A 20,360-nucleotide genomic window follows, 5' to 3' on the forward strand; every position below is an offset into this window, starting at 1 on the left:
CGCGCCTCCCGGGCGCGCCGGCGCGGAGCTAGCGCTCCCCGCGCGTCTTGCGCCGGCGCGTGATCAGCAGAGCCGCGCCACCGCCGCCGAGCAGCAGCAGAGCGAGCCCGAGAATACTGCCGAGTTGGACGCCGGTGAAGGCAAGATCACCCGGGTCGCCGTTGTCTCCGTTGCCGCTCGGCGCGCCCGGTCCGGCGGGCTGCTTGAGCCCCGCGTCGACGGTCAGGTCGTTGCGGTTGCCCTTGCCCAGCCGGACGCAGCTGGTGGTCCCGTCTGACGCCGCGTCGGAGTCCTTCGCCGCGTCGCCGCCCGCACGCCGGGCGGTAAACGTCCAGTTCGCGAAGTCACCGTCCGCAGTGGACTTGTCGAACTTCACGCGGTAACCGCCGTCAGCGAGGCCGGTGAACCGGTAGCCGCCCTCGGCATCCGTCTTCACGACCGGGCCCAGCGCCTTGCCCGAGCAGTCGAGCAATCGCACGGTTACCCCTGCCACGCCGGATTCGCCCGCGTCCTGGACTCCGTTGCCGTCGGTGTCGGCCCACACGAGGTCGCCGAGCGAGTTCGTCGGCGAGACGAGACCGGCGTCGACCGTCAGGTCGGCCGCGTTGTCCGGGCCGAGCATGACCGGCTGGGAAATCCCGGTCGCCGGGTTCGCGTCCGAGTCCTTCCCTGGGTCGCCCGCGTGCTGGACGGTGAATTCCTTGCCGTCCGGCGCGGCGAACTCGACCTGGTAGCAGCCTTCGCCGAGACCGGCGAAGCGGTAATGACCGTCCGCGTCCGTGCTCGTGGTCAGCGGCTTGCCGTCCGGGCCCTTCACCGGATTGCCGGAGCAGTCCAGCAAGGACACCGGAACATTCGGCACCCCGGGTTCGCCCGCGTCCTGGAGCCCGTTGCCGTCGGTGTCGGACCAGACGGTGTCGCCCAGCGAGTAGGTGACCGGATTCGGCAGCACGAGACCGGCGTCGATCGTCAGGTCTTCACGATGGTTCGCGCCGAGAGTGACCTGCTGCGTGATCCCGGTCGCCGGGTTCGCGTCGGAATCCGCCGCGCTGTCGGTTCCGGCGTGCTGCTGGGTGAACTTCGTCCCGTCCGGAGCGGTGAATTTCACCTGGTAGCAACCGTCTTCGAGACTGTCGAACAGGTACTTGCCGTCCGCGCCGGTGGTGGTGGCCAGCGGCGTGCCGTTGCCCGAACAGTCCAGCAAGGACACTGGAACATTCGGCACGCCTGGCTCACCGTCGTCCTGGATGCCGTTGCCGTTGGTGTCCTGCCAGACGAAATCGCCGAGGCGGTTGAGCGGGGTGACCAGACCGGCGTCGATCGTCTCGTCCTTTGGGTTGTCCGGGCCGAGCACGACGTCACCGGACACGCCGGTGGCGATGTCCGCGTTGGAATCCTTGGCCCGGTCCGTTCCGGCGGACTGCTTGGTGAAGTTCTCGGCGGTGAACTTCACGCGATAGCAGCCCGCTTCCAGTCCGGCGAAGCGGTATTTACCGTCCGCGCCGGTCGTAGTGGCCAGCGGCGTGCTGTTGCCCGAACAGTCCAATAAGGACACTGGGACGTTCGCCACGCCCGGTTCGCCCGCGTCCTGGATTCCGTCGCGATTCGTGTCTTGCCAGACGAAATCGCCCAGCTCGTACGTCGGGTTCACCAGACCGGCGTCGATCGTCAGGTCCTGGCGGTGGTCCGGGCCCAGGGTCACCTGCTGCGTGATCCCGGTCGCCGGGTTCGCGTCGGAATCCTTCGCGGGGTCGCCGCCCGCATGCTGGACAGTGAGCTGCTTCCCCGCCGGAGCGACGAATTCGACCTCGTAGCAGCCGTCTTTGAGACCGTCGAACAGATACTTGCCGTCCGTGTCGGTCGTGGCCGCGTCCGGGGTGCCGTCGCCGTTGCCGTCCACCGGCTGGCCCTGGCAGTCGAGCAGAGTCACCGGCACGCCTGGCACCGGCGGCTCGCCCGCGTCCTGAATGCCGTTCCGATTCGTGTCCTGCCAGACGAAATCGCCGAGGCTGTTCGACGGCTTCTCGATCAGGCCCGCGTCGATCGTCAGGTCCTGACGGTGGTCCGGCCCCAGCGTCACCTGCTGTGTGGTCCCGGTCGCCGGGTTCGCGTCGGAATCCTTCGCAGTGTCGCCCGCGTGCTGTTTGGTGAACGTCGAGCCGTCGGGCGCGGTGAACTTGACCTCGTAGCAACCGTCCTTGAGCCCGTCGAACAGGTACTTGCCGTCCGCGTCGGTCGTGGTCACCTTTCCGTCCACCGGCTGACCGGTGCAATCAAGCAGCTCGGCCTTCACTCCCGCGACCCCTGGCTCGCCCGCGTCCTGCACGCCGTCGGCGTTGGTGTCCTTCCAGACGTAGTCGCCGAGGGAGTTCACTTCGGGCAGCCGCAACGAGATCCGGTGCAGGTCGCCGGTGTAGAGCGCGGTGTCGCCGCGCGGGAGCAGCGCCTTTTCGGTGTTGACGACGTTGAGGCCGTTGGTGCCGTCCGCGTACTGGGTGCCGTCGTTCTTGGTGAACAGCGTGCCGCCGCCCTGGTGCTTCGAGAACGGGCTGACCTCGGTGTCGAGCCGGAAGGTCACCGACGTGAACGTGCCCTTCAGCGTCGCCGAACCGCAGCCTGCCAGGTCTTGCACCGGGAGCTTCCGCAGTGCGATCGGGACCTCGCCCGCGCCGTCGGGCTGCGGGTGGTCGCAGAACGCGCTGGTGTTGTTGTCGACGACATTCAGCGTCGTCCCGCCGACCGCCAGGTTCGTCCGGCCCGCCGACGGGTTCGCGAACGTCGCGCCGGGCGAGGTGATCGTCCAGTGCGTGTTGTCGAACGAGCCGCGGCCGTAGTCGTCGGTGCCGGCCGAATTGGTCTCCGCGTTCATGGCGAGGCCGCCGATGCCGGAAATGTCCAGGATCGGGTCGGTCACTGCCTTGGAGAAGGTCAGGGTCAGCTCACCGGTCTCGTGACAGACGCCCTCGTAATTCTGGTGCGCCGCCGTGCCGAGACCGCCATCACAGGAGGACGCCGTGGTCACGACCCCCAGTGCGGGCAGCCGCGCCGGGTCCGGCGCACCGGTGAACGTCGCCGCCGTCGCGCCGTACGCGGCCTGGTTCGTGCCGTTGGTCAGCACGTTCGTGCCGGGCAGCTGGGCCGGTCCTGCGGTGAAGCTCGCGGTCACGTTCACCGCCCCGCTCGAGAGCGGGATCGACGTCGTCGCCTTGGTCGCCGCGCTCTGCGCGAACGAGCCGTCCGAGTACTGCGACGCGGCCGAGCCCGGGCTCTGCAACTGCCACGCGTCATTGAAGACGTACCCGTTCTGCGCCGTAGCCGAAGCCGGTGGAGCCGCCGCGGTCTGCACCGCGACCGTTCCGGCCATCACCAGCACCACCGACGCGAAAGACGCCAGCCGCGCTCTGGACATACGAATCATCCGAGGTCCTTCCGAATACGCAGGATCGAGCCAATCAGGAGAAGAGCGGGTCTGAGGATCGGCCTGCGCGAAAATTACTGTGCCGGGAAGCGAATCGCCAGATTCCTATCAACCCCGCGATTCCGCGCCGAATCCTGCCCCGCCTGAGGTACCCCGTGGTACCGCCCCGCCGGAACAGCTACGCACAGTGTCATTTTCGGCCTGGGAACCCGCCCGGAACTCCCTCTTCCCGGGTGCCGCCGCCCTCCCGGCGCGACTCAGGCCAGCTGTCGCCTCCCAGCCGGAAAGCCTTCCCGCGCCGGGGATAACCCGGGAGATTCTGAACGGGATAACCCGCGTGAGGGGTGCCGGAAAGAACTGCGTTCAACCATCCGAATCACCGCCGGATCCGGGCATTCCGGAATTCTTTTCCCGGCCGCCGCGCTCGGCTCGCGCGCGGGCGAGAATCCGGCGCAGCTCGCCCGGATCCGTTCCGGTGAGCGTGCCGAGCGCGGGCAAGGACCCGCCGCGCAATTCGCGATAGGGATTCACGTGCTGGTCCACCAGGACCGAAGCCCAGCGCCGCAGCGGTTCCGGCGCATCCGGGTCGCAGCGCACCCGGCGCAGGTCAACGAGCAGCGCCTCGTCGTCGTACGGTCCCCGCTCGCCGACCCGCGCGAGGATCTCGTGCGCGGTCGTGTCCAGCACCGCGCACAGCTGCACCAGGCGCAGCACGGAGCAATGCCGGATTCCGTTCTCGTAAGCGGCCACAGTGGACGGTGCCACGTCCCCGCCGAGCAGCGCCGACATCGCCGCCCGGGTCAGGCCTCTCCGGCGCCGCTGTTCCCGCAGCGCGTCGCCAAGCAGCCGCTGGATCTCGCCGAGATCGACCGGATGCTCGGCGGAAAAGTGCTCGATCTCCATGGCCGTGCAGACCGCTCGCCACTCCGCTCGTGACGGGTGCCACCAGGACCCAGCGAAAGTTTCGCCGTTCGGGATACCCCGTCCGTCGAGATCAGCGACTGGCGGTGCGGTCGATGATCTCCGCCAGCCTCCCGGCGGCCTCCTCGGGAATCCAATGGCTGACGCCCGGCAGGATCTCCAGCCGGTACTCGCCGTCGACGTACTGGCCGGCGAGTTCGGCGCTTCGCCGCGACAGCGCCTGGTCTCCGTCGCTCCACACGTGCGTCGTCGGCACCGGCACGCGGGCGCGCAGGCTCGCCGGGTTCACGAGGAACATCGCGCGGTACCAGTTCAGCCCGCCGGTCAGCGCGCCGCCGAGCACGATTTCCCGGTGTACCGCGACGATCTGGTCCGGGGTCATCCCGGTCGCGGCGAGGGTGCGGTCCAGCAGCCGCGGCCAGCGGCGGAGCACGAACTCGGGCAGCCACGGGAGGTGGAAGAAGAACATGTAGGACGACCGGACGAGCTGGTCGCTGGTCAGCATCGCGCGCGCGAACGCGCCGGAGTGCGGGACCGAGACGGTGGTCAACGACCTGATCAGCTCCGGATGCCGCGCCGCGGTCGCCCACGCGGCGTTGGCGCCCCAGTCGTGGCCGACCAGGTGGACCGGCCCGGCCCCGACCGCGCGGATCAGCGCGGCGGTGTCGGCGACGAGGCGGCTCGACCGGTATGCGAACCGTCCCTTCGGGCGCGCGCGGCGCGAGTAGCCCCGCTGGTCGGGCACGATCGTGCGGTAGCCGCGTTCGTTGAGCAGCGAAGCGGTCTCCGCCCACGAAGCACCGGTCTGCGGAAAACCGTGCAGGAGCACGACGACCGGGCCGTCCAGCGGGCCGGTGTCGCGCACGTCGAAGGTGAGCCCGTCGTGCGCGACCGAGCTGATGCGGCTGCCGGTGGACACAGTCGAGCCTCCTCGCGGGCCGGGACTGACCTCCAGTAAGTTACCGAAGAGTCATATCGCTGTCCAGCCGAACCCGGCCCGGAGGTACTCGAGCCGCTTCCGTTACGCGCCAGCGGCTTCCGGAGTCCCGTATCCCCCGCCGCCGCCGGATTCGCAGCGCAGCACGTCGCCGCGGTGCACGCGGAGGCTGTTCACCTTCAGCATCTCCCGCGCGTCCGGCGTGCCGGGGTTGAGCACCACGCGCGGCGGTGCCCCGGCCGAGCCGCCGAAGAGGCCCCACGCGGGGGTCACCGAGCGTTCCCACCACAGCGACAGGTCCTGGTCCGCTTCCATCACGTACTCGCGGACCACGCCGTCGCCGCCGCGCCAGCGCCCCTCGCCGCCCGAGCCGGTCCGGATGCGGTATTCGTTCACCCGCACCGGATACAGCGTTTCGACGACCTCGACCGGCAGGTCCCGCAGCGAGCCGTTGACGTTGTTGATCAGCGCCGTTTCGCCATCGCCGCCTTCCCAGGCGCCCCAGCCGCCGACTGTCGCTTCCAGGGTCACGAACGGCTCCCCCGTCCGCGGATGGTCCCCGGCGAACTGCACGATCATCGAATCGCCGTAGCTGGCCGCGGCGACGCGGTCCGGCATCGCGGGCGCGAGCGCGGCGACGACGAGGTCGATCAGCATGCCGAGGCTGGAGTAGTAGTACTGGCACGCGGCCGGTTCCCGCGCGCCGAGCATCGACCCGTCGCGCACCTGCACGTCCAGCGGCGCGAACGAACCGCCGTTGAGGCTCACCTGCGGCGAGATCAGCAGCTTGTAGCCGACCCGCGCCGCGGAAACCGCTTGGGAGCGGCCGCAATTCACCGGTCCGGTGGCCTGGTCGGCGCAGTCGGTGAGGTCGATCGTCATCGACTCCCCCTCGACGACGACCCGCACGCGCACCTTCAGCGGCGTATCCGGATCGATCGCGTCGTTGTCGAGGTAGCCGGTGGCCTCGTACTCGCCGTCCGGGATCGCCGCGATCCGCTCGCGTTCCAGCCGTTCGGTCTGGGCGAAGATCTGCTCGCGGGCGGCGTCGACGGTTTCCGCGCCGTAGCGGGCGAACAGCTCGCCGAGCCGCCGCACACCCATCCGGGCGCACGCGATCTGCGCGCGCATGTCGCCGAGGGTCACGTACGGGAACCGCACGTTCGTCTCGATCAGCCGCAGCACGTCGGCGCATTCGACCCCGCCGGCCACGATCCGCGTCGGCCCCATCCGGAGGCCCTCTTGGTAGATGTTCGTGGAATCCATCGAACCGCCGGGATCCTTGGAACCCATGTCGATCCAGTGCGCGCGCGAAGCCGCGAAGCCGACCAGTTCGTCGCTGACGAAGATCGGCGCGTACACCGTGCAGTCGTTGAGGTGCGTGCCGCCGATGTAGGAGTCGTTGAGCACCCACACGTCGCCGGGCTGCCACACGTCCGCGCCGAACCGGTCTTCGGTGTAGCTGGTGCAGATCTCCAGGTTTCCCAGGAAGATCGGCAGCCCGGACGACTGGCCGAGGACGCGGTGGTTCCGGTCCAGCAGCGCGACCGCGCAGTCCTTGCCCTCGTAGATCGTCGGCGTGTACGACGACCGGATCAGGGTCATGTTCATGTCCTCGGCCGCCTGGATCAGCGCCGAGCGGATGATTTCGGTGGTGACGGGGCTGATGCTCACGCGCGCTCCTCCTGCAGGTGTTCGGCGGCCGCGAGGGTGACGACCAGGAAGCCGTGGTCGTCGACGGCGAGTTCGGCGTCCGGCGGGACGACGGTGGTGGCGGTTTCCTCGTGCACGATCGCGGGTCCGGCCAGCCGGGTGCCGGGGGCGAGCGACGCGCGCGCCACGATCGCGGTGGGCACGGGCTGTCCGTCGAAGACGACGTCGCGGACCACCGGATCCGGTCGTTCGGCGATCGCTTCGGCCGCCGCCGCGGCACGGTCGACGACGCCGTGGCCGGTGGTGCGGAGCGCGACGAACTGCACCGGGGCACCGGGCGTCGCGTGGCCGTAGCGCTGGTGGTGGATCTCGGCGAAGCGGGCTTCGACGGCGGGCAGGAACTCCGGGCTCTCGACCGGATCGTCGTCCAGGATCGGCACGGTCAGGGTGTAGTCCTGGCTTTCGTACCGCATGTCGACGCCGTGCGTCACGGACCGGCGGTCCTCGGGGATTCCCTGTTCCCGCAACGCTTCCAGGGCCTGGTCCCGCAGCGAGTCGAGCGCCGTGCGCAGGGCGCGGGTGTCGAGTTCGGCTCCGTTGGCGAAGAACTGCATGGTGAAGTCCCGCCGCACATCCGCTTCGAGCATGCCCCACGCGGAGAACGCGCCCGGGAACCGCGGCACGATCACCTCGGTGATGCCGATTTCCCGCGCGATGAACGCCGCGTGCATCGGTCCCGCGCCACCGAACGCGAGCAGCGCGAACTGGCCCGGCTCGCGGCCGTGTTCGACGGTCAGGGTGCGGATCGCCTGCGCCATCTTGGCGTTGCCGACGTCGCAGATCCCCGACGCCAGTTCGACCGTGTCCAGGCCGAGTTTCCCGGCGAGCGTCGCGACGGCCGTATGCGCGGCGTCGAGATCGAGCGGCATTCCCCCGCCCGCGAACGATTCGGGATCGACCCGGCCGAGCACGCAGTTAGCGTCGGTGACCGTCGCCTGCGTGCCGCCGCGGCCGTAGCACGCCGGACCGGGCACCGCGCCCGCCGATTCGGGCCCGACGCGCAGCGCGTCGCCTTCGGCGTAGGCGAGCGAACCGCCGCCCGCGCCGACCGTGTGCAGATTGACCAGCGGCATCAGCAGCGGGAACCCCTCCGCCTCGCCGTCCGGCGAAACGTCGGCCGCGTAGTCCATCACCAGCGAGACGTCGAACGACGTGCCGCCCATGTCCACGCAGATCAGGTCGGGCCGGCCGAGCAGCTTCGCCGCCGCGACGCCGCCCATCGTGCCCCCGACCGGGCCGGACAGCAGGGTCTGCAACGGATGCCGCCGCGCGAAGCCGGCGTTGACCAGCCCACCGGAGGACTGCATGACGTGCACCGGGACGTGCAGGCCCTTCTCGGTGAACCGCCCCTCGATCCGGTCGAGGTAGCGATGCACCGACGGTCCGGTGTAGGCCTCGAGCACCGCGGTGGACGTGCGCTCGTACTCCCGCCATTCCGGCGCGACCTCGTGGGACAGCACGACCAGCGCGTCGTCGCCGAGTTCGGCGCGCAGGATCTCGCCGGCCCGGCGTTCGTGCCCGGAATCCAGGTAGGAGAACAGGAAACACACCGCGACCGCCTCGAAGCCCTCTTCGCGCACGCGTTTCGCGACCAGCCGCACGGCGTCCTCGTCGAGCGGCTCGAGTTCCGCGCCGGTCGCGTCGAGCCGTCCGGCGACCTCCGCGACCGCTTCCGGCCCGACGAGCGGCTCCGGCTTGCGGTAATGCAGGTCGAACAGCCGGTCCCGGTTGCCGCGCGCGATCCGGTAGACGTCGCCGATCCCCCGCGTGGTCAAGATCAGCACCTTCGCGCCGCGCCGTTCCAGCAGCGCGTTCAGCCCCTGCGTGGTGCCGTGCACGAAGAACTCGATGTCCGCGAACGGCAGGTCGAACCCTTCCAGCGCACCGAAAACGCCGCGCGCGAGGTCGTCGGGAGTGGTGAGCACCTTGCCCGCGCGCAGCCGCTGCGTCGCGCCGTCGTGGACGACCACGTCGGTGAAGGTGCCGCCGATGTCCATGGCGACCCGGTAGGTCATGAGAACTCCTTGTCCGGTAAGGGAAATCAGGTGAGGGCGTGGCCTTCGGTCTCGGGCAGCGGAAGAACGGCGAGAAGCGCGACGACGAGGAAGGCCACGATCGACGCGATGGTCAGCGAGGACGCCACGCCGTAGTCCATCATCGCGCCGATCACCGGCACCGAGACGGTGTTCGCCAGGAGGATCGCCGAGGTGGACCACGAGTAGCCGACGCCGCGCAGCCCGGTCGGCAGCACCTCGGCCGACCAGGTGTTCCAGATGCCCCACGCACCGAGCGAGAAGAACGCGAGGATCAGGTTGCCCGCGTACAGCTGCGCGGAACCGGTGGCGAGGCCGAACAGCACGCCGCCGAGCGCCGAGGCGAGCGCGAAGAGCAGGAAGATCCGCTTGCGGCCGTGGCGGCGGGTCAGCCACGCGGCGAGCAGGTAGCCGGGAACGGACACGACCTGGGTCACCGCGACGAACCACAGCGCCCCGGACACGCTCAGCCCGCGGTTCTGCAGCAGCACCGGCAGCCACGTCTGCAGCCCCCAGTAACCCCAGCTGAAGGTGAACGACGTGAGCAGCAGCGGCAGGAACCGCCGCCGCACCGGCGAACGGAACAGGTTGCGCACCGCACCGGCCTTGCGATCCGCGTCCTCGACGGTAAACGTTGTGCCAGCCGGGATATCCGCGCCGAGACCGCGCAGCACGGTGGCCGCTTCCGCGTGCCGCCCGCGCCGGGCGAGCCAGTACGGCGATTCGGGCACCCAGCGCCGCACGGCGAACGCCCACAGCCCGGCCAACGCGGCGACCACGGCGACGGCCCGCCAGCTGATCGTGCCGAGCGACTGGCTCACGCCGATGCACAAGAGCGTGCCGATGGGAAACCCGATGCTGAGCGCGACGGCCCCCTGGCCGCGCCGGGCAGTGGGCAGCAGTTCGAGGAAGTACGGGAACGTGACCGCGTAGACCCCGCCGAACGCGACGCCGGACAGAAAACGCAGCACCACGAACGGCCAGAACGCCGGGGAAAGCCCTGCGGCCAGCGCGAGCACCGCGTAAATGAGGAGGCTCGCGACCGTCACGCGACGGCGGCCGAGCCGGTCGATCAGCCCGCCCCACAGCAGCGCGCCAGGCACCATGCCGAACGCGACCGCGGACAGCGCCCAGCCCAGTTTCGTGTTGTCCACACCGAATTCGTCGGCGATCCCGTTCGAGACGTAGACCAGCCCGACCTGTTCCCACGCCTCGACGACGAAGGCGAAGAACAGCACCGAACCGGCGAGCCAATGCCGTCGGGTCAGCCGCATCCCGGTGCAGACGTCGCCGACCGTCGGCTCGGCTGCGGTGGGCGGGGCGGGCTCGTGCGGGGCGGCCATGGCGCCTCCTATCATCATCAAAACGTTTTGATGAGCTTTCGCGGCATCAAACCCGCGCGTCGGCGCGGTGTCAAGGCCTTGTCCGCCGGCCGGTGGGCGATACTGGGCCGTCCGGAGGCAGGGCGAAGGGGAACGACGGTGGGCAAACGGCCGGTGACGATCCGGGAGGTAGCCGAGCGCGCCGGGGTCTCGATCAGCACGGTCTCGCACGCGCTTTCCGGACGCAGGCCCATTTCGGCGGCGACGAAGGCGCGGGTGCGCGAGGCCGCCGCGGAACTGGGCTACGACCCGAACCCGAACGCTCGCTCCCTGCGGACCGGCCGGTCCGGACTCGTCGGGCTCATCCTGCGGCCGCGCTACGCGGTGGCCGGCACGCCCGACCGCGCCGAGACGTTCAACCGGCTCGTCGGTTCGATCGCGACGGAGATGCTGCGGCACAAGACCGGCCTCATCCACGTGCCCGACCTGCACGACCCGGCGGTGGCGAGCGTGCCGATGGACGGCTGCATCGTGGCCCACCCCTACGGCGGCGACACCGCGCTGGCCGAACTGCTCAGCCGCGGCCTGCCGGTGGTGACCGTCGAAGAGGACCCGGAGCAGCCGGACCTGCCGTGGGCCGTGCGGCTGGACTACCCGCCAGTGGTCGAGGCGCTGCTGGATCACCTGTACGACCAGGGCGCGCGCGACGTGCTGCTGCTGTCGGGCACCGAGGACAACGCCTGGAACCGGCGTCCGCGCGAAACCTATCTGGCGTGGTGCGAACGGCGCGGATTGCCACCCCGTACCGCGTTGCTCAGCGAAGGCCTGACCCCGCGGGACGTGCCGGAACTGGTGCAGCCGCTGCTGTCCGGCCCGGACCGGCCGGACGCGATCGTGGTGGCGACGAGCGATTTCGCCCCGCTGATCGCGGAAGCCGCCGCCGCGCAGGGCCTGCGCATCCCGGATGATCTGCTGCTGGCCGCGTTGACCGACAGCGAGCACGCCCGCACGAGCACCCCGCCGATCACCGCGATGGACCTGACCCACGAGGCGCTGGCGGAACGCGCGGTGGACCTGATGCTGGCCCGGCTGTCCGGCGCGGAAACGCCTGCGGGGCCGGTGTTCCTGGCACCGGAACTGCGGCTGCGGGGCTCGACTCAGCGCGGCTGACTTCCGGCCAGCCGAACCCGAGCGACATCCGTAGAGCTGCCTTCGCTGACCCAAGCACGCCTGCAGCCAGACCGTTCTCGCGCGTTGGCCGGTATGCCCACTCCCCGTCAAGCCAGTACTTGCCGCAGAGGAAAGTGATGCGGTACTTTCTCCTCAGGCAAGTACTTTCGCAAGGTCAAGGGAGGGCCATCATGGACGAGCGTCCGTCCGCGGAAGAGGCGGCTCGCGCGTTGCGGGAGGTCGACCGCCGCCGGGATCAGGCGCTGGGCGCCCTGCACGGGGCGAAGTGGGTGGACGTCGCCTTCGCGCTCGTCGTCTTCCTGTATCTGGCCTCGTCGGACTTCCTGCCCAGCGCCGCCGAGTGGAAGGGCCTGGTGCTGGCCGTGCTCGTCGTGGGCTACGTCCTGCTGCTGCGCACCCGCCGAGGCGCGGCGTGGCTGGGGCACCGCGTCCGGGCGGACAAGTCGGCGATCCAGCCGAGGTTCGCCCTCGGCGTCGGGCTCGTCTTCGTCCTGATGTGCGTGGCGGCGGCCGTCGCGCTCGCACTGTCGCACGTGCGGATCCCGTACGGGAACACGATCCTGGGCGCGGTGCTGGCGATCGTGCTGATCGCGTTCGGGCCGCACCTGCGGCGAGGCTTGGCCGCGCTGATCCGCCGTGGCCGCTCGGGAGGCGCGCCGCATGGCCACGCCTGACCTGGATCCGCTGCTGCTGGACCCGACCCGGCTGTCCATCGTGGCGTTGTTGTCCGGGACCGAGTGGGCGGAGTTCAGCTGGGTCCGCGATTCGGCCGGGCTGTCGGATTCCGCGCTGTCGAAGCAGATCACGAACCTGGCGAACTCCGGCTACGTGGAAGTCAAAAAGGGATACGTGGGGAAACGGCCGCGAACGTGGCTCAACCTCAGCGATTCCGGGCACCAAGCGCTGCGCGCCCACGTCGCGGCCCTGAACCAGATCGTGGAGCAGTCGCAACGGACGCGCCGCGCGGAGGAACCGAGCGACTGACCGCGGCCGGCCATGTCCACTGTGGACATGGCCGGCCGCCGGTGCACGCGGCTAGTCGACCGGCGTGACCTCGGCCATCTCCGACCAGGCCGCGCCGTCGAGGTTCTGGTAGTTGATCTGCGGCTTCTTCGCCACGACCGTCGACATGAACGGGAAGAACTCCTGCGCGTGCGCGGTGGCCACGTGCGCGTCCCCGGCGGCGCTGTCGGCGAAGACCTCCACCATGACGAACTCGTTCTCGTCGCCGCCGTTCTGGTAGTAGTCGAACGAGACGTTGCCCGGTTCGCTGCGCACGTTCGCGGTGTAGCGCTCGATGCCTTCCAGCCATTCGGCGCGCTTCTCGGGGCGGATCTGTGCTTTGAGGACGATCAAAATCATGCGCCGAGTATCGCAGCAACCACCGACGCTGGAATCGACCCGGGTGGCGCAGCCGCGGCCGCGCGGCTCAAGAAGCTCAAGAAGAAGGACCTCTCGTTCCGCCATCCGGCGGTTCGGCTGATCCGCCCTGCGTACGATACTGCGAATCTAGCTCGAACCAGGGGATGAACGACACCGCACTGCCCGGATTCGATTACCGGCCCCAGTCTCGGCCGCCTCCGGGCAGTCCGCGCGAAGCAGCACGAGGGGGGCGATTCCGGGCAACTGTTTCTCAAACCGACTACACGGAATATTCCACCCGCATCGGCGCGACAGCCGGAATGCGTGTTCCAGCCTGCCGTCGTCGTGCAGAAACGGATCCCGCGACATGAAGGAATGCACTATCGCACTGGCCGTCGGAGAAGGCACCGGACCGGAACTCGCCGACGCCTTCGAACTCACGGTAAACCGCTTCGGGGAAATCTACTCGGTGAAACCGCGGGTGAACCGCTCGCCCCGGGTGTATGGCACCTACTTTTCCGTACCCGACCGCAGCGACCGCGACCGGATCAGCCAGTTGACGCGCGAGGACGCCGCGCATTACGAGGACTTCTGCCGGGAGCAGCACCTCGCCGGAGTGTCCGCCGTCTTCCGCACCGCGATCAACGCGCAGTCCCTTTATCTCGTCCGGCAGCGCCTCCTTTCGGTCAAGATCGACCCGCTCGACAGCGAAAGCCTGTCGATCTTCCTGGTGCGCGACCAGATGCAAGGGTTCTACACCGGGGCCAACAGCCACAACGGGAACCTCGTCGAGCGCACCTTTCAGTTCAGCAAAGACCTTTTCGACCGGATTCTGTCGTTCGCGCTCGAGCGGGCCCGGACGCACTGGGGAAAAGACTGCCCCGACCAGGTGCTGCTCGTGTACAAGTTCCATCTCTTCGACGGGGTGCTGAGCGCGTGGGCCGACCAGCTGGCCGAGAAGCACCAGGTGGACCTCGTGCTGGTGCAGCCCGATACCGCGAACCGCAATCTGCTCGGCGGGAAACTTCCCGCGCGGAGCGTGATCGTCGGCAGCAACGAATGGGCGGACATCATGCACGCCGTTCTCCTCGACCGGCTCGGGCTCGGCCCGCAGGAAGGGCGGTTCAGCGAAAACGTCTATCTGCATCCCGACCTCCGCGGGCTGGCGGAGTACCAGACCGTGCACGGATCGGCCGACGACATCGGCGGGAAGAACCTGGTCAACCCCACCGCGACGGTGCGCGCGGCGGCCGCGATCATGCAGCGGCACGGCGGGTGCCCCGGCGCCGTCGCCTCGATGGAACGCGCGCTGGCGGATCTCGGCGAGCGGGGAATCGCCACCGCGGACCTGGGCGGCACGGCGTCGACGACCGAGGTCGTCGACACGCTGCTCGGGCTCCTCGACCGCGGAAGCGGCCGGCCGTGACCGGTTTGCGCCAGCCGGAGGTGCCCGCGGTGGCGGACGACGCCGCCCGGGCCGGCTCGGCGGGAAAACCGACCGCGCTGCTGGTCATGGACTTTCAGAACGACTTCTGCACCGAGAAGGGCATCGGAGCCGGGTATCGCGGCGACATGGCCAGGATGACGGCGCTCGCCGAGCACATCGGCCGCGTGGCCGGATTCGCCCGGTCCCGCGGCGTCGAGGTGATCTTCGTGCAATTCATCGGCGACGAGAAATACCAGAAGCCGAGCTGGCGCCACCGGGACCAGGCGCTCGGCAAACGCCCGAAATGCCGGTCGGGGACCTGGGGAGCGGAATTCTTCGAGGTCGCTCCCGTGCCGGGCGAACGAGTGTTCCGGAAATACGCGCACTTCGACGCCTTCCTGGCGGACGGATTCGACGACTACCTGGTCAGCCGCGGCATCGAGCACCTGGTGTTCACCGGTGTCTACAGCGATGTCTGCATCGACTCGACGGCGCGGACCGCGTTCCAGAAGGGCTACTTCGTCACCGTGCTCGCCGACTGCACCACCGGCCTGCACTTGCAGGACGCCGATATCATCTACCTCATGCGGCGGCTGTACGGCGCGTGGGTCGTCTCCCACGACACGTTCATCTCCGCCTATGCCTGAGGAAAAACCGGAGCCAGCGGCGCTGTTCACCCAGCTGTACGGGCACCGGCCGCCGAAGATGACCCGCGCGTCCTACGGGAGCAAAGAGACCGCCTGTCTCGAACTGGCCGACGAGGCCGCGGGTCACTTCCTGGCCGGTCATCTCACGGAATTCGACGCGCGGGTCGGCGACAAGAACTGCCACGTTCTCACCGAACTGCTCATCGAATGGTCCGGGCGCGCCGACCTGCGGGCCGGGGTCGAGCGGCTCGTCGAACAGGCGGGCCGCGCGCGCCGGGCGCTGCGGGCGTGGGACGGCCAGGCCAACCATTCCCTCCAAGACCTGGCTTCCGCCGCCGAGCAGGACCAGGCGCTGCTCGACGCCTCGCCCGAGCAGCGGTTGCTCATCAATGCCTTCGTGCTGAAGAAAATCGCCCGCGACGAGAACGAGCGCTACGCGGAACTCCTGCGCGCCATCGGCGGGCGGCGGGCCTACAAACGGGCCCGGATTTTCGTCAACCAGACCACCGACGCCCGGATCGGCGCGCTGGTCCGGGCGACGCGCTCTGGATGGGCCCGGCACGGCGCGCCCGAGCTGGCCGAGGACGTCACCGCGCTCGGCGCGACCCTGTCGCAGCCGTGGAAACTGGACTCGTTCCTGGTCCGGGTGCCCTACTCGAGCCTGGTCCTGCTGCTCGACCGGGCCTGGCAGCGCAACATCCGGATCGCGGTGCGCTCGCACGTCCTACTTCCCGGCGAGCAGCACCTCCTCACCGCGGTCTACGCCCCCGACCCCGGCCGCCCCGGCCGTTTCGTTCCGTTGCCCGCCGCGGACCGGGCCCGGCACTCGGACGAGGCCGCCGTGGTGGTTCTCGGGCTCAGCGACGTGACCGGAGCCTTCGCCGGGCTCGCCGTCGACGAGTTCTACCGCATCCGGCGCACCGCCCCCGTGCACGCCGCGTCCTGCCGATGCGAGGCGGCGGAGCTGATCGCCGAACGGATGTCCGCCCTCGAACTGGGCGATCTGGTGTCCTCCGGCGAGGCAACGCGGGCGGAGAGCGCGACCGCGGTACGCCGCGTGACCTCCGAAGTACCGGACCCGGCACGACGACGATTCGCCGCCACCTTCCAACGCCGCATCGAACTCGCGACGACCGTGGGCATGCACGCGGGCAACGCCGCCACCTACCGCCCCGTCCACGTCTACCCGGACTGGATACGGAACCTCTAGCGCGGTTCCCGGGAACGCTCGGCCCACCGGACCACCCCCGGCACCGCAAGCCCGGCGAGCGCGAACATCGCCCCGGCCGCCCACCAGCCGGGCACGCCCCAGCCGAGACACAGTGCGATCAGCAGTCCGGACCCGGCCATCGTGCCGAGCCCCATGCCCATTCCGAACAGGCCCTGGTACTGCCCCACCGCGTGCTCGGGCGCGAGCGCGAACGAAAGCTCGAACCCTCCGGCCGCCTGCCAGATCTCGCCGACCGTGTGCACCACGACAGCGGCGCCGAGCAAAACCGGCACCAGCCACGCCGGCGCCTCGGCAAGCAGGCTCAAGGCGAGACACGCGCCGAGGAAGGCAAGCCCGGCCCGCCGGAACGCGATCGCGCCAGCCTTCGGCGTGTCCACTCCACGACTAGCGCGGACCTGGAACAGCACGACGATCGCGGTGTTCGCCAGCACGACCGCCGACACCGTCCAGTGCGGCGCGGAGGTGCGCGCGACCAGCCACAGCGGCACGGCCACGGTGAGCACCCGGTACTGCACCGCCATCAGCCCGTCGAGCACGGTCAGCACGAGATAAGGCTTGTCCCGCAAAGCAATCCACCGTGGGCCGGGGCCGGACGCCCGCGGTGCCACCTCGGGCAAGAACAGCACCAGCACCGCACACGCCGCAGCCGACACCGCGCTGCCGGCGATGAGCAGCAGGTAAGCGCCACGCGTGTCCGCCGCGATGCCCCACCCGGCCAGCAGCGCTCCCCGGCGATGCCGAGATTGGTCACCGACCGCAGGTAGCCGCGGAATTCCGCGGGCCGGTCCCCGCCGTACGCGCGCACGAGCGGACTGCGCGCGGCCAGGCCGGCCGTCTGCGCGATCGCGCCGAGCGTCACGAACAGCAGGAAGGTCCAGAACCCGCCTGACAGCAGCAAACCCGCCATCGCGACCGCTGACAGCGCCAGGGTGAGCGCGTAGACCGGGCGCGCGCCGAACCGGTCGGCCAGGTGCCCGGCCGGGATGCCGACGGCCAGTGACACTCCCCCGGCGACGCTCATCCCCAGCCCGACCTGTCCGGCGGGCAGGTGCAGGCCGCGAGTGAAGAAGAGCGCCCCGGCGGTGAGGTAGACGCCGTAACCGGTCATGGCGACCAACGTCGCCGCAGCCAGCAGCCGCGGCGCGCCCTTCCGCGGCAGCAACCCCAAGACAGATCCCTCGACTACGGCAACAGCGCTCGCCCTGTCCGTGATCCTAGGCTGTCCGGCAGGCCCTACCCGGCGACCGCCGCGGCGCGAATCACCCGTGCCCCCGCCACCGCCGTCACCAGCAACGCCACCCCTCCCCCGAAAACCGCGCTTCCGACGAACGGCCAGACGCTGAACGCGGCCGCCGGGCCGCCCGTCTTGACGATCGAGAACGGCAGGACGCACAGCACCGAACCCGCCACCGCGACGACGATCGCCAGCAGCGTCGCGGCGGCGGTCTCGCGCAGGAGCATGCCGCGGACCTGCCGGACGGTCGAGCCGATCAGCGACAGCGTCGCGAACTCCGTGCGGCGGTCGCCGATCGCGGCGACCAGGTTGTTGGTCAGCGCGATCGCCATGAACAGCGAGATCAGGACGACCACCAGGTAGTTGATCGACGCGAGCACGTCCGCGGTGCTGCCGGGGACGCTGCGCTGGTTCTCGATTCCCTGCATCGCCAGCGTTCCCGCGGAGACGCCGACCAGCAGCGTCAGGAACGTGACGATCGGACGGGCGCGATCCGGGGCGGCCCGCAGGTTCACGCCCGCCAGATGGGCTTCCGCGTTCTTCGCCCCGCGCGAAAGGCGGCTGACGATCCGGTTGGCCGCGGAGATCAGTTCCGGAGCCAGGATGGCGAACCCGATCGAGCACAGCACCACGGCCGGTCCGGTCATGCCGGTCGTCGCGATGTTGTCGGCGGGCAGCGCGAGCACGGCGCTCGCCGAGCCGAAACCCGCTGCCAGCACCACGATCGCGGCGATCCGGCGCGGACGCGCGGACCTCGCCCGCCGCGGACCGAGCGACGCTTCGTCCACCGGACTGCGGCGAGCCGGGCCGCGGCTGCCGATCCACGCCGCGAGCACTCCGGCCAGCAGCACCACGGCGACGCCGATCAGCGGAAGGACGATGCCAGGCGCGAAGGAGGTGCTCGACGCGGTGAGCCCGGACGAACGCACGCCGCTCAGCAGCAGAAGCCCGAGCAGGTAGCCGAGCCCCAGACCGGGCAGCGCGGCCACGGCGGTGATCGCGAGCGTCTCCATCGAGACGAGCACCCGGATTTGCCGTGGCGCCGCACCGATCAGCCGCAGCCCGCCGATCTCGCCGGACCGCGCGGCGAGCGTGACGCCGATCGTCGACACCATCGCGAACACGACGATCGCCACGACCCAGCCGCCCAGGATGAGCGGGAACTGGGTCAGGAAGCCGCGGTCGGCCGGGGCGGTGTTTTCGGACAGGCCGGTGCCGAGCAACGCGGTCATCGCGACGACCAGCGCCATCCCGACGAGCGCCACCAAGCCGGTGGCCACGGCGGCGGCGCGGTGGTGGCCGAACAGCCGCAAAGCGAGTCTCAGCATGTCAATTCCCCTCGAATCTTGTTGTCGCCGACGGGTATTCGCTCCCGCTCGACCAGACATAGCCGCGCCGGTTCACCGGGCCCCCACCGCGTTCGCCGCCCGCTCGGCGGATTCGACGAGCACCGCCATCCGGTTCGCCACCGCGGCGGCGGTCGGCCGGGCCAGCTGATCGACCACCAGGCCGTCGGCGAGGAACAGCACCACGTCGGCATAGGACGCGGCGACCGGATCGTGCGTGACCATCACGATCGTCTGGCCGCGATCGGCCAGGCTCCGCAGCAGGCCGAGCACCTCCCGGGCGCTGCGGATGTCCAGCGCGCCGGTCGGTTCGTCCGCGAAGACCACCTCCGGATCCGTGACCAGCGCCCGGGCCACGGCCACTCGCTGCTGCTGCCCGCCGGAAAGCTGCGTCGGCCGATGTCCCCCGCGCTGCGCGAGGCCGACCTGCGCCAGCAGCGCCGCCGTACGGCCCCGGTCCGGGCCGCGCCCGTCCAAGCGCAACGGCAGCTCGATGTTCTCCTCGGCGGTCAGCGCGGGCAGCAGGTTGAACTGCTGGAACACGAACCCGATCCGGCGGCGCCGCAGCTCCGCGAGCCTCGGTTCGTCCAAAGTGGACAGGTCGGTGCCGTCCAGTTCCACGGTGCCCTCGGTCGGGACGCGCAGGCCGGCCGCGCAGTGCAGCAGCGTGGTTTTCCCCGAGCCGGATGGGCCCATGATCGCCGCGAAGGCGCCGCGCGGGACGTCCAGGTCCACTCCGCGCAGTGCGTCGACGGGGCCGCCTTCGCCTTCGAAACGGCAGCGCAGCCGTCTGGTGCGGATCGCGGGTGCGGTCATCTTCAAGTCCTCCCACAGTCATGAACGCTCGTTTAAAACGAACGTTTACATGATACGGTAGCACGCGTGGGACACCGCGAGAACCTGATCACCGCCGCCCGGGAATGCCTCCTCAAAGCCGGCTACGCGCGCACGACGGTGCGCGACCTCGTCGCCGCCTCCGGGGCGAACCAGGCGTCGATCAACTACCACTTCGGGTCCAAGGAACAGCTGCTCACGCAGGCGCTGTTCGACCTCAACGCGGAGTGGGGCGACCTGCTGTTCTCCGTTCTCACCGCCCCGGACGACGAGAAGGCCGGGCCGGAACGGCGCTGGGCGCGGATCATCGAGTCGATCCGCGAACACCGCGAGCTGTGGTTCGTGAACTTCGAGAGCGTCAGCTACCTGCAGCACGACGAGACGATCCGGAAGATCAACGCGCGCGGTCAGCAGCAGGCGCGCGTCGCGCTCGCGAACGCCTTCGGCGGACTGGGACCAGACGCCGATCCGAAGGACGTCCAGGCGGTCGGCGCGCACTACTACTCGCTCCTGGTCGGAACCGCGCTGCAGTGGCTGACCGATCCGGACCACGCGCCGTCGGCCGCGGAGGTCGTCCGCGCCGACCGTCAGCCCCGCTGAACGAGCGCAAGTCACGCTGACGTCACGGATCCTCTTCCCCCGCCGTCGATCCGTTGACACCTCAGCCATCCGGGTGACATGATCCGGCTACCGCTTGGAAACGTTTCCATCCGCTTAGGCCGTAGCTTGGAAACGTTTCCAACCG

General features: G+C 69.9%; 18 protein-coding genes. 7 read left to right on the forward strand and 11 right to left on the reverse strand.

Features of this window, described 5'->3' with window-relative positions; genetic code table 11:
- Positions 1 to 28 precede the first annotated feature (28 nt).
- The 6 genes from RPX00_RS39700 to RPX00_RS39725 form a co-directional block, all read right to left on the reverse strand.
- The gene (locus RPX00_RS39700; RefSeq protein WP_406633342.1) at positions 29 to 3,409 is read right to left on the reverse strand and encodes an SdrD B-like domain-containing protein; all 3,381 of its coding nucleotides are present in this window, start codon (positions 3,407 to 3,409) and stop codon (positions 29 to 31) included.
- Positions 3,410 to 3,781: 372 nt separating this feature from the next.
- Positions 3,782 to 4,321 carry a helix-turn-helix domain-containing protein gene (locus RPX00_RS39705; protein ID WP_406633344.1) on the reverse strand — a complete coding sequence of 180 codons (540 nt, stop codon included), beginning with the start codon at positions 4,319 to 4,321 and terminating at the stop codon, positions 3,782 to 3,784.
- A 91-nt stretch (positions 4,322 to 4,412) separates the two neighbouring features.
- Positions 4,413 to 5,258, reverse strand: a complete 846-nt coding sequence (locus RPX00_RS39710) for an alpha/beta fold hydrolase (RefSeq protein WP_406633346.1) — start codon at positions 5,256 to 5,258, stop codon at positions 4,413 to 4,415.
- A gap of 102 nt (positions 5,259 to 5,360) precedes the next feature.
- Positions 5,361 to 6,950 (reverse strand): hydantoinase B/oxoprolinase family protein, encoded by a 1,590-nt coding sequence (locus RPX00_RS39715; protein ID WP_406633348.1) that lies wholly within the window; start codon positions 6,948 to 6,950, stop codon positions 5,361 to 5,363.
- A complete protein-coding gene (locus RPX00_RS39720) occupies positions 6,947 to 9,004 on the reverse strand; it encodes a hydantoinase/oxoprolinase family protein (protein WP_406633350.1) in 2,058 nt (685 codons plus the stop codon). Before RPX00_RS39720 ends, RPX00_RS39715 begins: the two co-directional genes overlap by 4 nt.
- A 26-nt stretch (positions 9,005 to 9,030) precedes the next feature.
- Positions 9,031 to 10,365 carry an MFS transporter gene (locus RPX00_RS39725; RefSeq protein WP_406633352.1) on the reverse strand — a complete coding sequence of 445 codons (1,335 nt, stop codon included), beginning with the start codon at positions 10,363 to 10,365 and terminating at the stop codon, positions 9,031 to 9,033.
- A gap of 138 nt (positions 10,366 to 10,503) precedes the next feature.
- Between RPX00_RS39725 and RPX00_RS39730 the strand changes: the two genes are divergently transcribed.
- From RPX00_RS39730 to RPX00_RS39740, 3 genes are all read left to right on the forward strand, one after another.
- Positions 10,504 to 11,514, forward strand: a complete 1,011-nt coding sequence (locus RPX00_RS39730) for a LacI family DNA-binding transcriptional regulator (RefSeq protein WP_406633354.1) — start codon at positions 10,504 to 10,506, stop codon at positions 11,512 to 11,514.
- 191 nt (positions 11,515 to 11,705) lie between these two features.
- Complete coding sequence (locus RPX00_RS39735; RefSeq protein ID WP_406633356.1) at positions 11,706 to 12,209, forward strand: hypothetical protein; 504 nt, start codon at positions 11,706 to 11,708, stop codon at positions 12,207 to 12,209.
- Entirely contained in the window at positions 12,196 to 12,519 is a 324-nt protein-coding gene (locus RPX00_RS39740; RefSeq protein ID WP_406633358.1) for a winged helix-turn-helix domain-containing protein, read from the forward strand. The genes RPX00_RS39735 and RPX00_RS39740 overlap by 14 nt, the downstream gene beginning before the upstream one ends.
- A 51-nt stretch (positions 12,520 to 12,570) precedes the next feature.
- Here the strand turns inward: RPX00_RS39740 and RPX00_RS39745 are convergent, their stop codons facing one another.
- Positions 12,571 to 12,897 (reverse strand): putative quinol monooxygenase, encoded by a 327-nt coding sequence (locus RPX00_RS39745; RefSeq protein WP_378307886.1) that lies wholly within the window; start codon positions 12,895 to 12,897, stop codon positions 12,571 to 12,573.
- Positions 12,898 to 13,264: 367 nt separating this feature from the next.
- Between RPX00_RS39745 and RPX00_RS39750 the strand changes: the two genes are divergently transcribed.
- Genes RPX00_RS39750 through RPX00_RS39760 form a run of 3 tightly spaced genes read left to right on the forward strand, consistent with a single transcriptional unit; the run spans position 13,265 to position 16,180 of the window.
- Positions 13,265 to 14,323 (forward strand): isocitrate/isopropylmalate family dehydrogenase, encoded by a 1,059-nt coding sequence (locus RPX00_RS39750; RefSeq protein WP_406633359.1) that lies wholly within the window; start codon positions 13,265 to 13,267, stop codon positions 14,321 to 14,323.
- Complete coding sequence (locus tag RPX00_RS39755) at positions 14,320 to 14,970, forward strand: cysteine hydrolase family protein (RefSeq protein ID WP_406633361.1); 651 nt, start codon at positions 14,320 to 14,322, stop codon at positions 14,968 to 14,970. The genes RPX00_RS39750 and RPX00_RS39755 overlap by 4 nt, the downstream gene beginning before the upstream one ends.
- Positions 14,963 to 16,180 carry a hypothetical protein gene (locus tag RPX00_RS39760; RefSeq protein WP_406633362.1) on the forward strand — a complete coding sequence of 406 codons (1,218 nt, stop codon included), beginning with the start codon at positions 14,963 to 14,965 and terminating at the stop codon, positions 16,178 to 16,180. The genes RPX00_RS39755 and RPX00_RS39760 overlap by 8 nt, the downstream gene beginning before the upstream one ends.
- Here RPX00_RS39760 and RPX00_RS39765 read toward each other — a convergent pair.
- The 4 genes from RPX00_RS39765 to RPX00_RS39780 all read right to left on the reverse strand — a co-directional run bounded on the left by RPX00_RS39765 (position 16,177) and on the right by RPX00_RS39780 (position 19,597).
- The gene (locus RPX00_RS39765) at positions 16,177 to 16,767 is read right to left on the reverse strand and encodes a hypothetical protein (RefSeq protein ID WP_406633364.1); all 591 of its coding nucleotides are present in this window, start codon (positions 16,765 to 16,767) and stop codon (positions 16,177 to 16,179) included. The genes RPX00_RS39760 and RPX00_RS39765 overlap by 4 nt on opposite strands.
- A complete protein-coding gene (locus tag RPX00_RS39770; RefSeq protein ID WP_406633366.1) occupies positions 16,740 to 17,369 on the reverse strand; it encodes an MFS transporter in 630 nt (209 codons plus the stop codon). The genes RPX00_RS39765 and RPX00_RS39770 overlap by 28 nt, the downstream gene beginning before the upstream one ends.
- Positions 17,370 to 17,434: 65 nt before the next feature.
- The gene (locus RPX00_RS39775) at positions 17,435 to 18,763 is read right to left on the reverse strand and encodes an FtsX-like permease family protein (protein ID WP_406633368.1); all 1,329 of its coding nucleotides are present in this window, start codon (positions 18,761 to 18,763) and stop codon (positions 17,435 to 17,437) included.
- Positions 18,764 to 18,835: 72 nt separating this feature from the next.
- Positions 18,836 to 19,597, reverse strand: a complete 762-nt coding sequence (locus tag RPX00_RS39780; protein ID WP_406633370.1) for an ABC transporter ATP-binding protein — start codon at positions 19,595 to 19,597, stop codon at positions 18,836 to 18,838.
- A gap of 66 nt (positions 19,598 to 19,663) precedes the next feature.
- On the opposite strand from RPX00_RS39780, the gene RPX00_RS39785 reads away from it, so the two are divergent.
- A complete protein-coding gene (locus RPX00_RS39785) occupies positions 19,664 to 20,215 on the forward strand; it encodes a TetR/AcrR family transcriptional regulator (protein ID WP_406633372.1) in 552 nt (183 codons plus the stop codon).
- Positions 20,216 to 20,360 lie beyond the last annotated feature (145 nt).

The sequence above is a fragment of the Amycolatopsis sp. WGS_07 genome (genome assembly GCF_045278895.1).
Classification (GTDB): domain Bacteria; phylum Actinomycetota; class Actinomycetes; order Mycobacteriales; family Pseudonocardiaceae; genus Amycolatopsis.

Excerpts from the sequence above, each read along its gene's own strand:
- RPX00_RS39700 (WP_406633342.1), bottom strand. The coding sequence starts at position 3,409 with ATGTCCAGAGCGCGGCTGGCGTCTTTCGCGTCGGTGGTGCTGGTGATG.
- RPX00_RS39705 (WP_406633344.1), bottom strand. The coding sequence starts at position 4,321 with ATGGAGATCGAGCACTTTTCCGCCGAGCATCCGGTCGATCTCGGCGAG.
- RPX00_RS39720 (WP_406633350.1), bottom strand. The coding sequence starts at position 9,004 with ATGACCTACCGGGTCGCCATGGACATCGGCGGCACCTTCACCGACGTG.
- RPX00_RS39725 (WP_406633352.1), bottom strand. The coding sequence starts at position 10,365 with ATGGCCGCCCCGCACGAGCCCGCCCCGCCCACCGCAGCCGAGCCGACG.
- RPX00_RS39735 (WP_406633356.1), top strand. The coding sequence starts at position 11,706 with ATGGACGAGCGTCCGTCCGCGGAAGAGGCGGCTCGCGCGTTGCGGGAG.
- RPX00_RS39740 (WP_406633358.1), top strand. The coding sequence starts at position 12,196 with ATGGCCACGCCTGACCTGGATCCGCTGCTGCTGGACCCGACCCGGCTG.
- RPX00_RS39745 (WP_378307886.1), bottom strand. The coding sequence starts at position 12,897 with ATGATTTTGATCGTCCTCAAAGCACAGATCCGCCCCGAGAAGCGCGCC.
- RPX00_RS39750 (WP_406633359.1), top strand. The coding sequence starts at position 13,265 with ATGAAGGAATGCACTATCGCACTGGCCGTCGGAGAAGGCACCGGACCG.
- RPX00_RS39760 (WP_406633362.1), top strand. The coding sequence starts at position 14,963 with ATGCCTGAGGAAAAACCGGAGCCAGCGGCGCTGTTCACCCAGCTGTAC.
- RPX00_RS39775 (WP_406633368.1), bottom strand. The coding sequence starts at position 18,763 with ATGCTGAGACTCGCTTTGCGGCTGTTCGGCCACCACCGCGCCGCCGCC.
- RPX00_RS39780 (WP_406633370.1), bottom strand. The coding sequence starts at position 19,597 with ATGACCGCACCCGCGATCCGCACCAGACGGCTGCGCTGCCGTTTCGAA.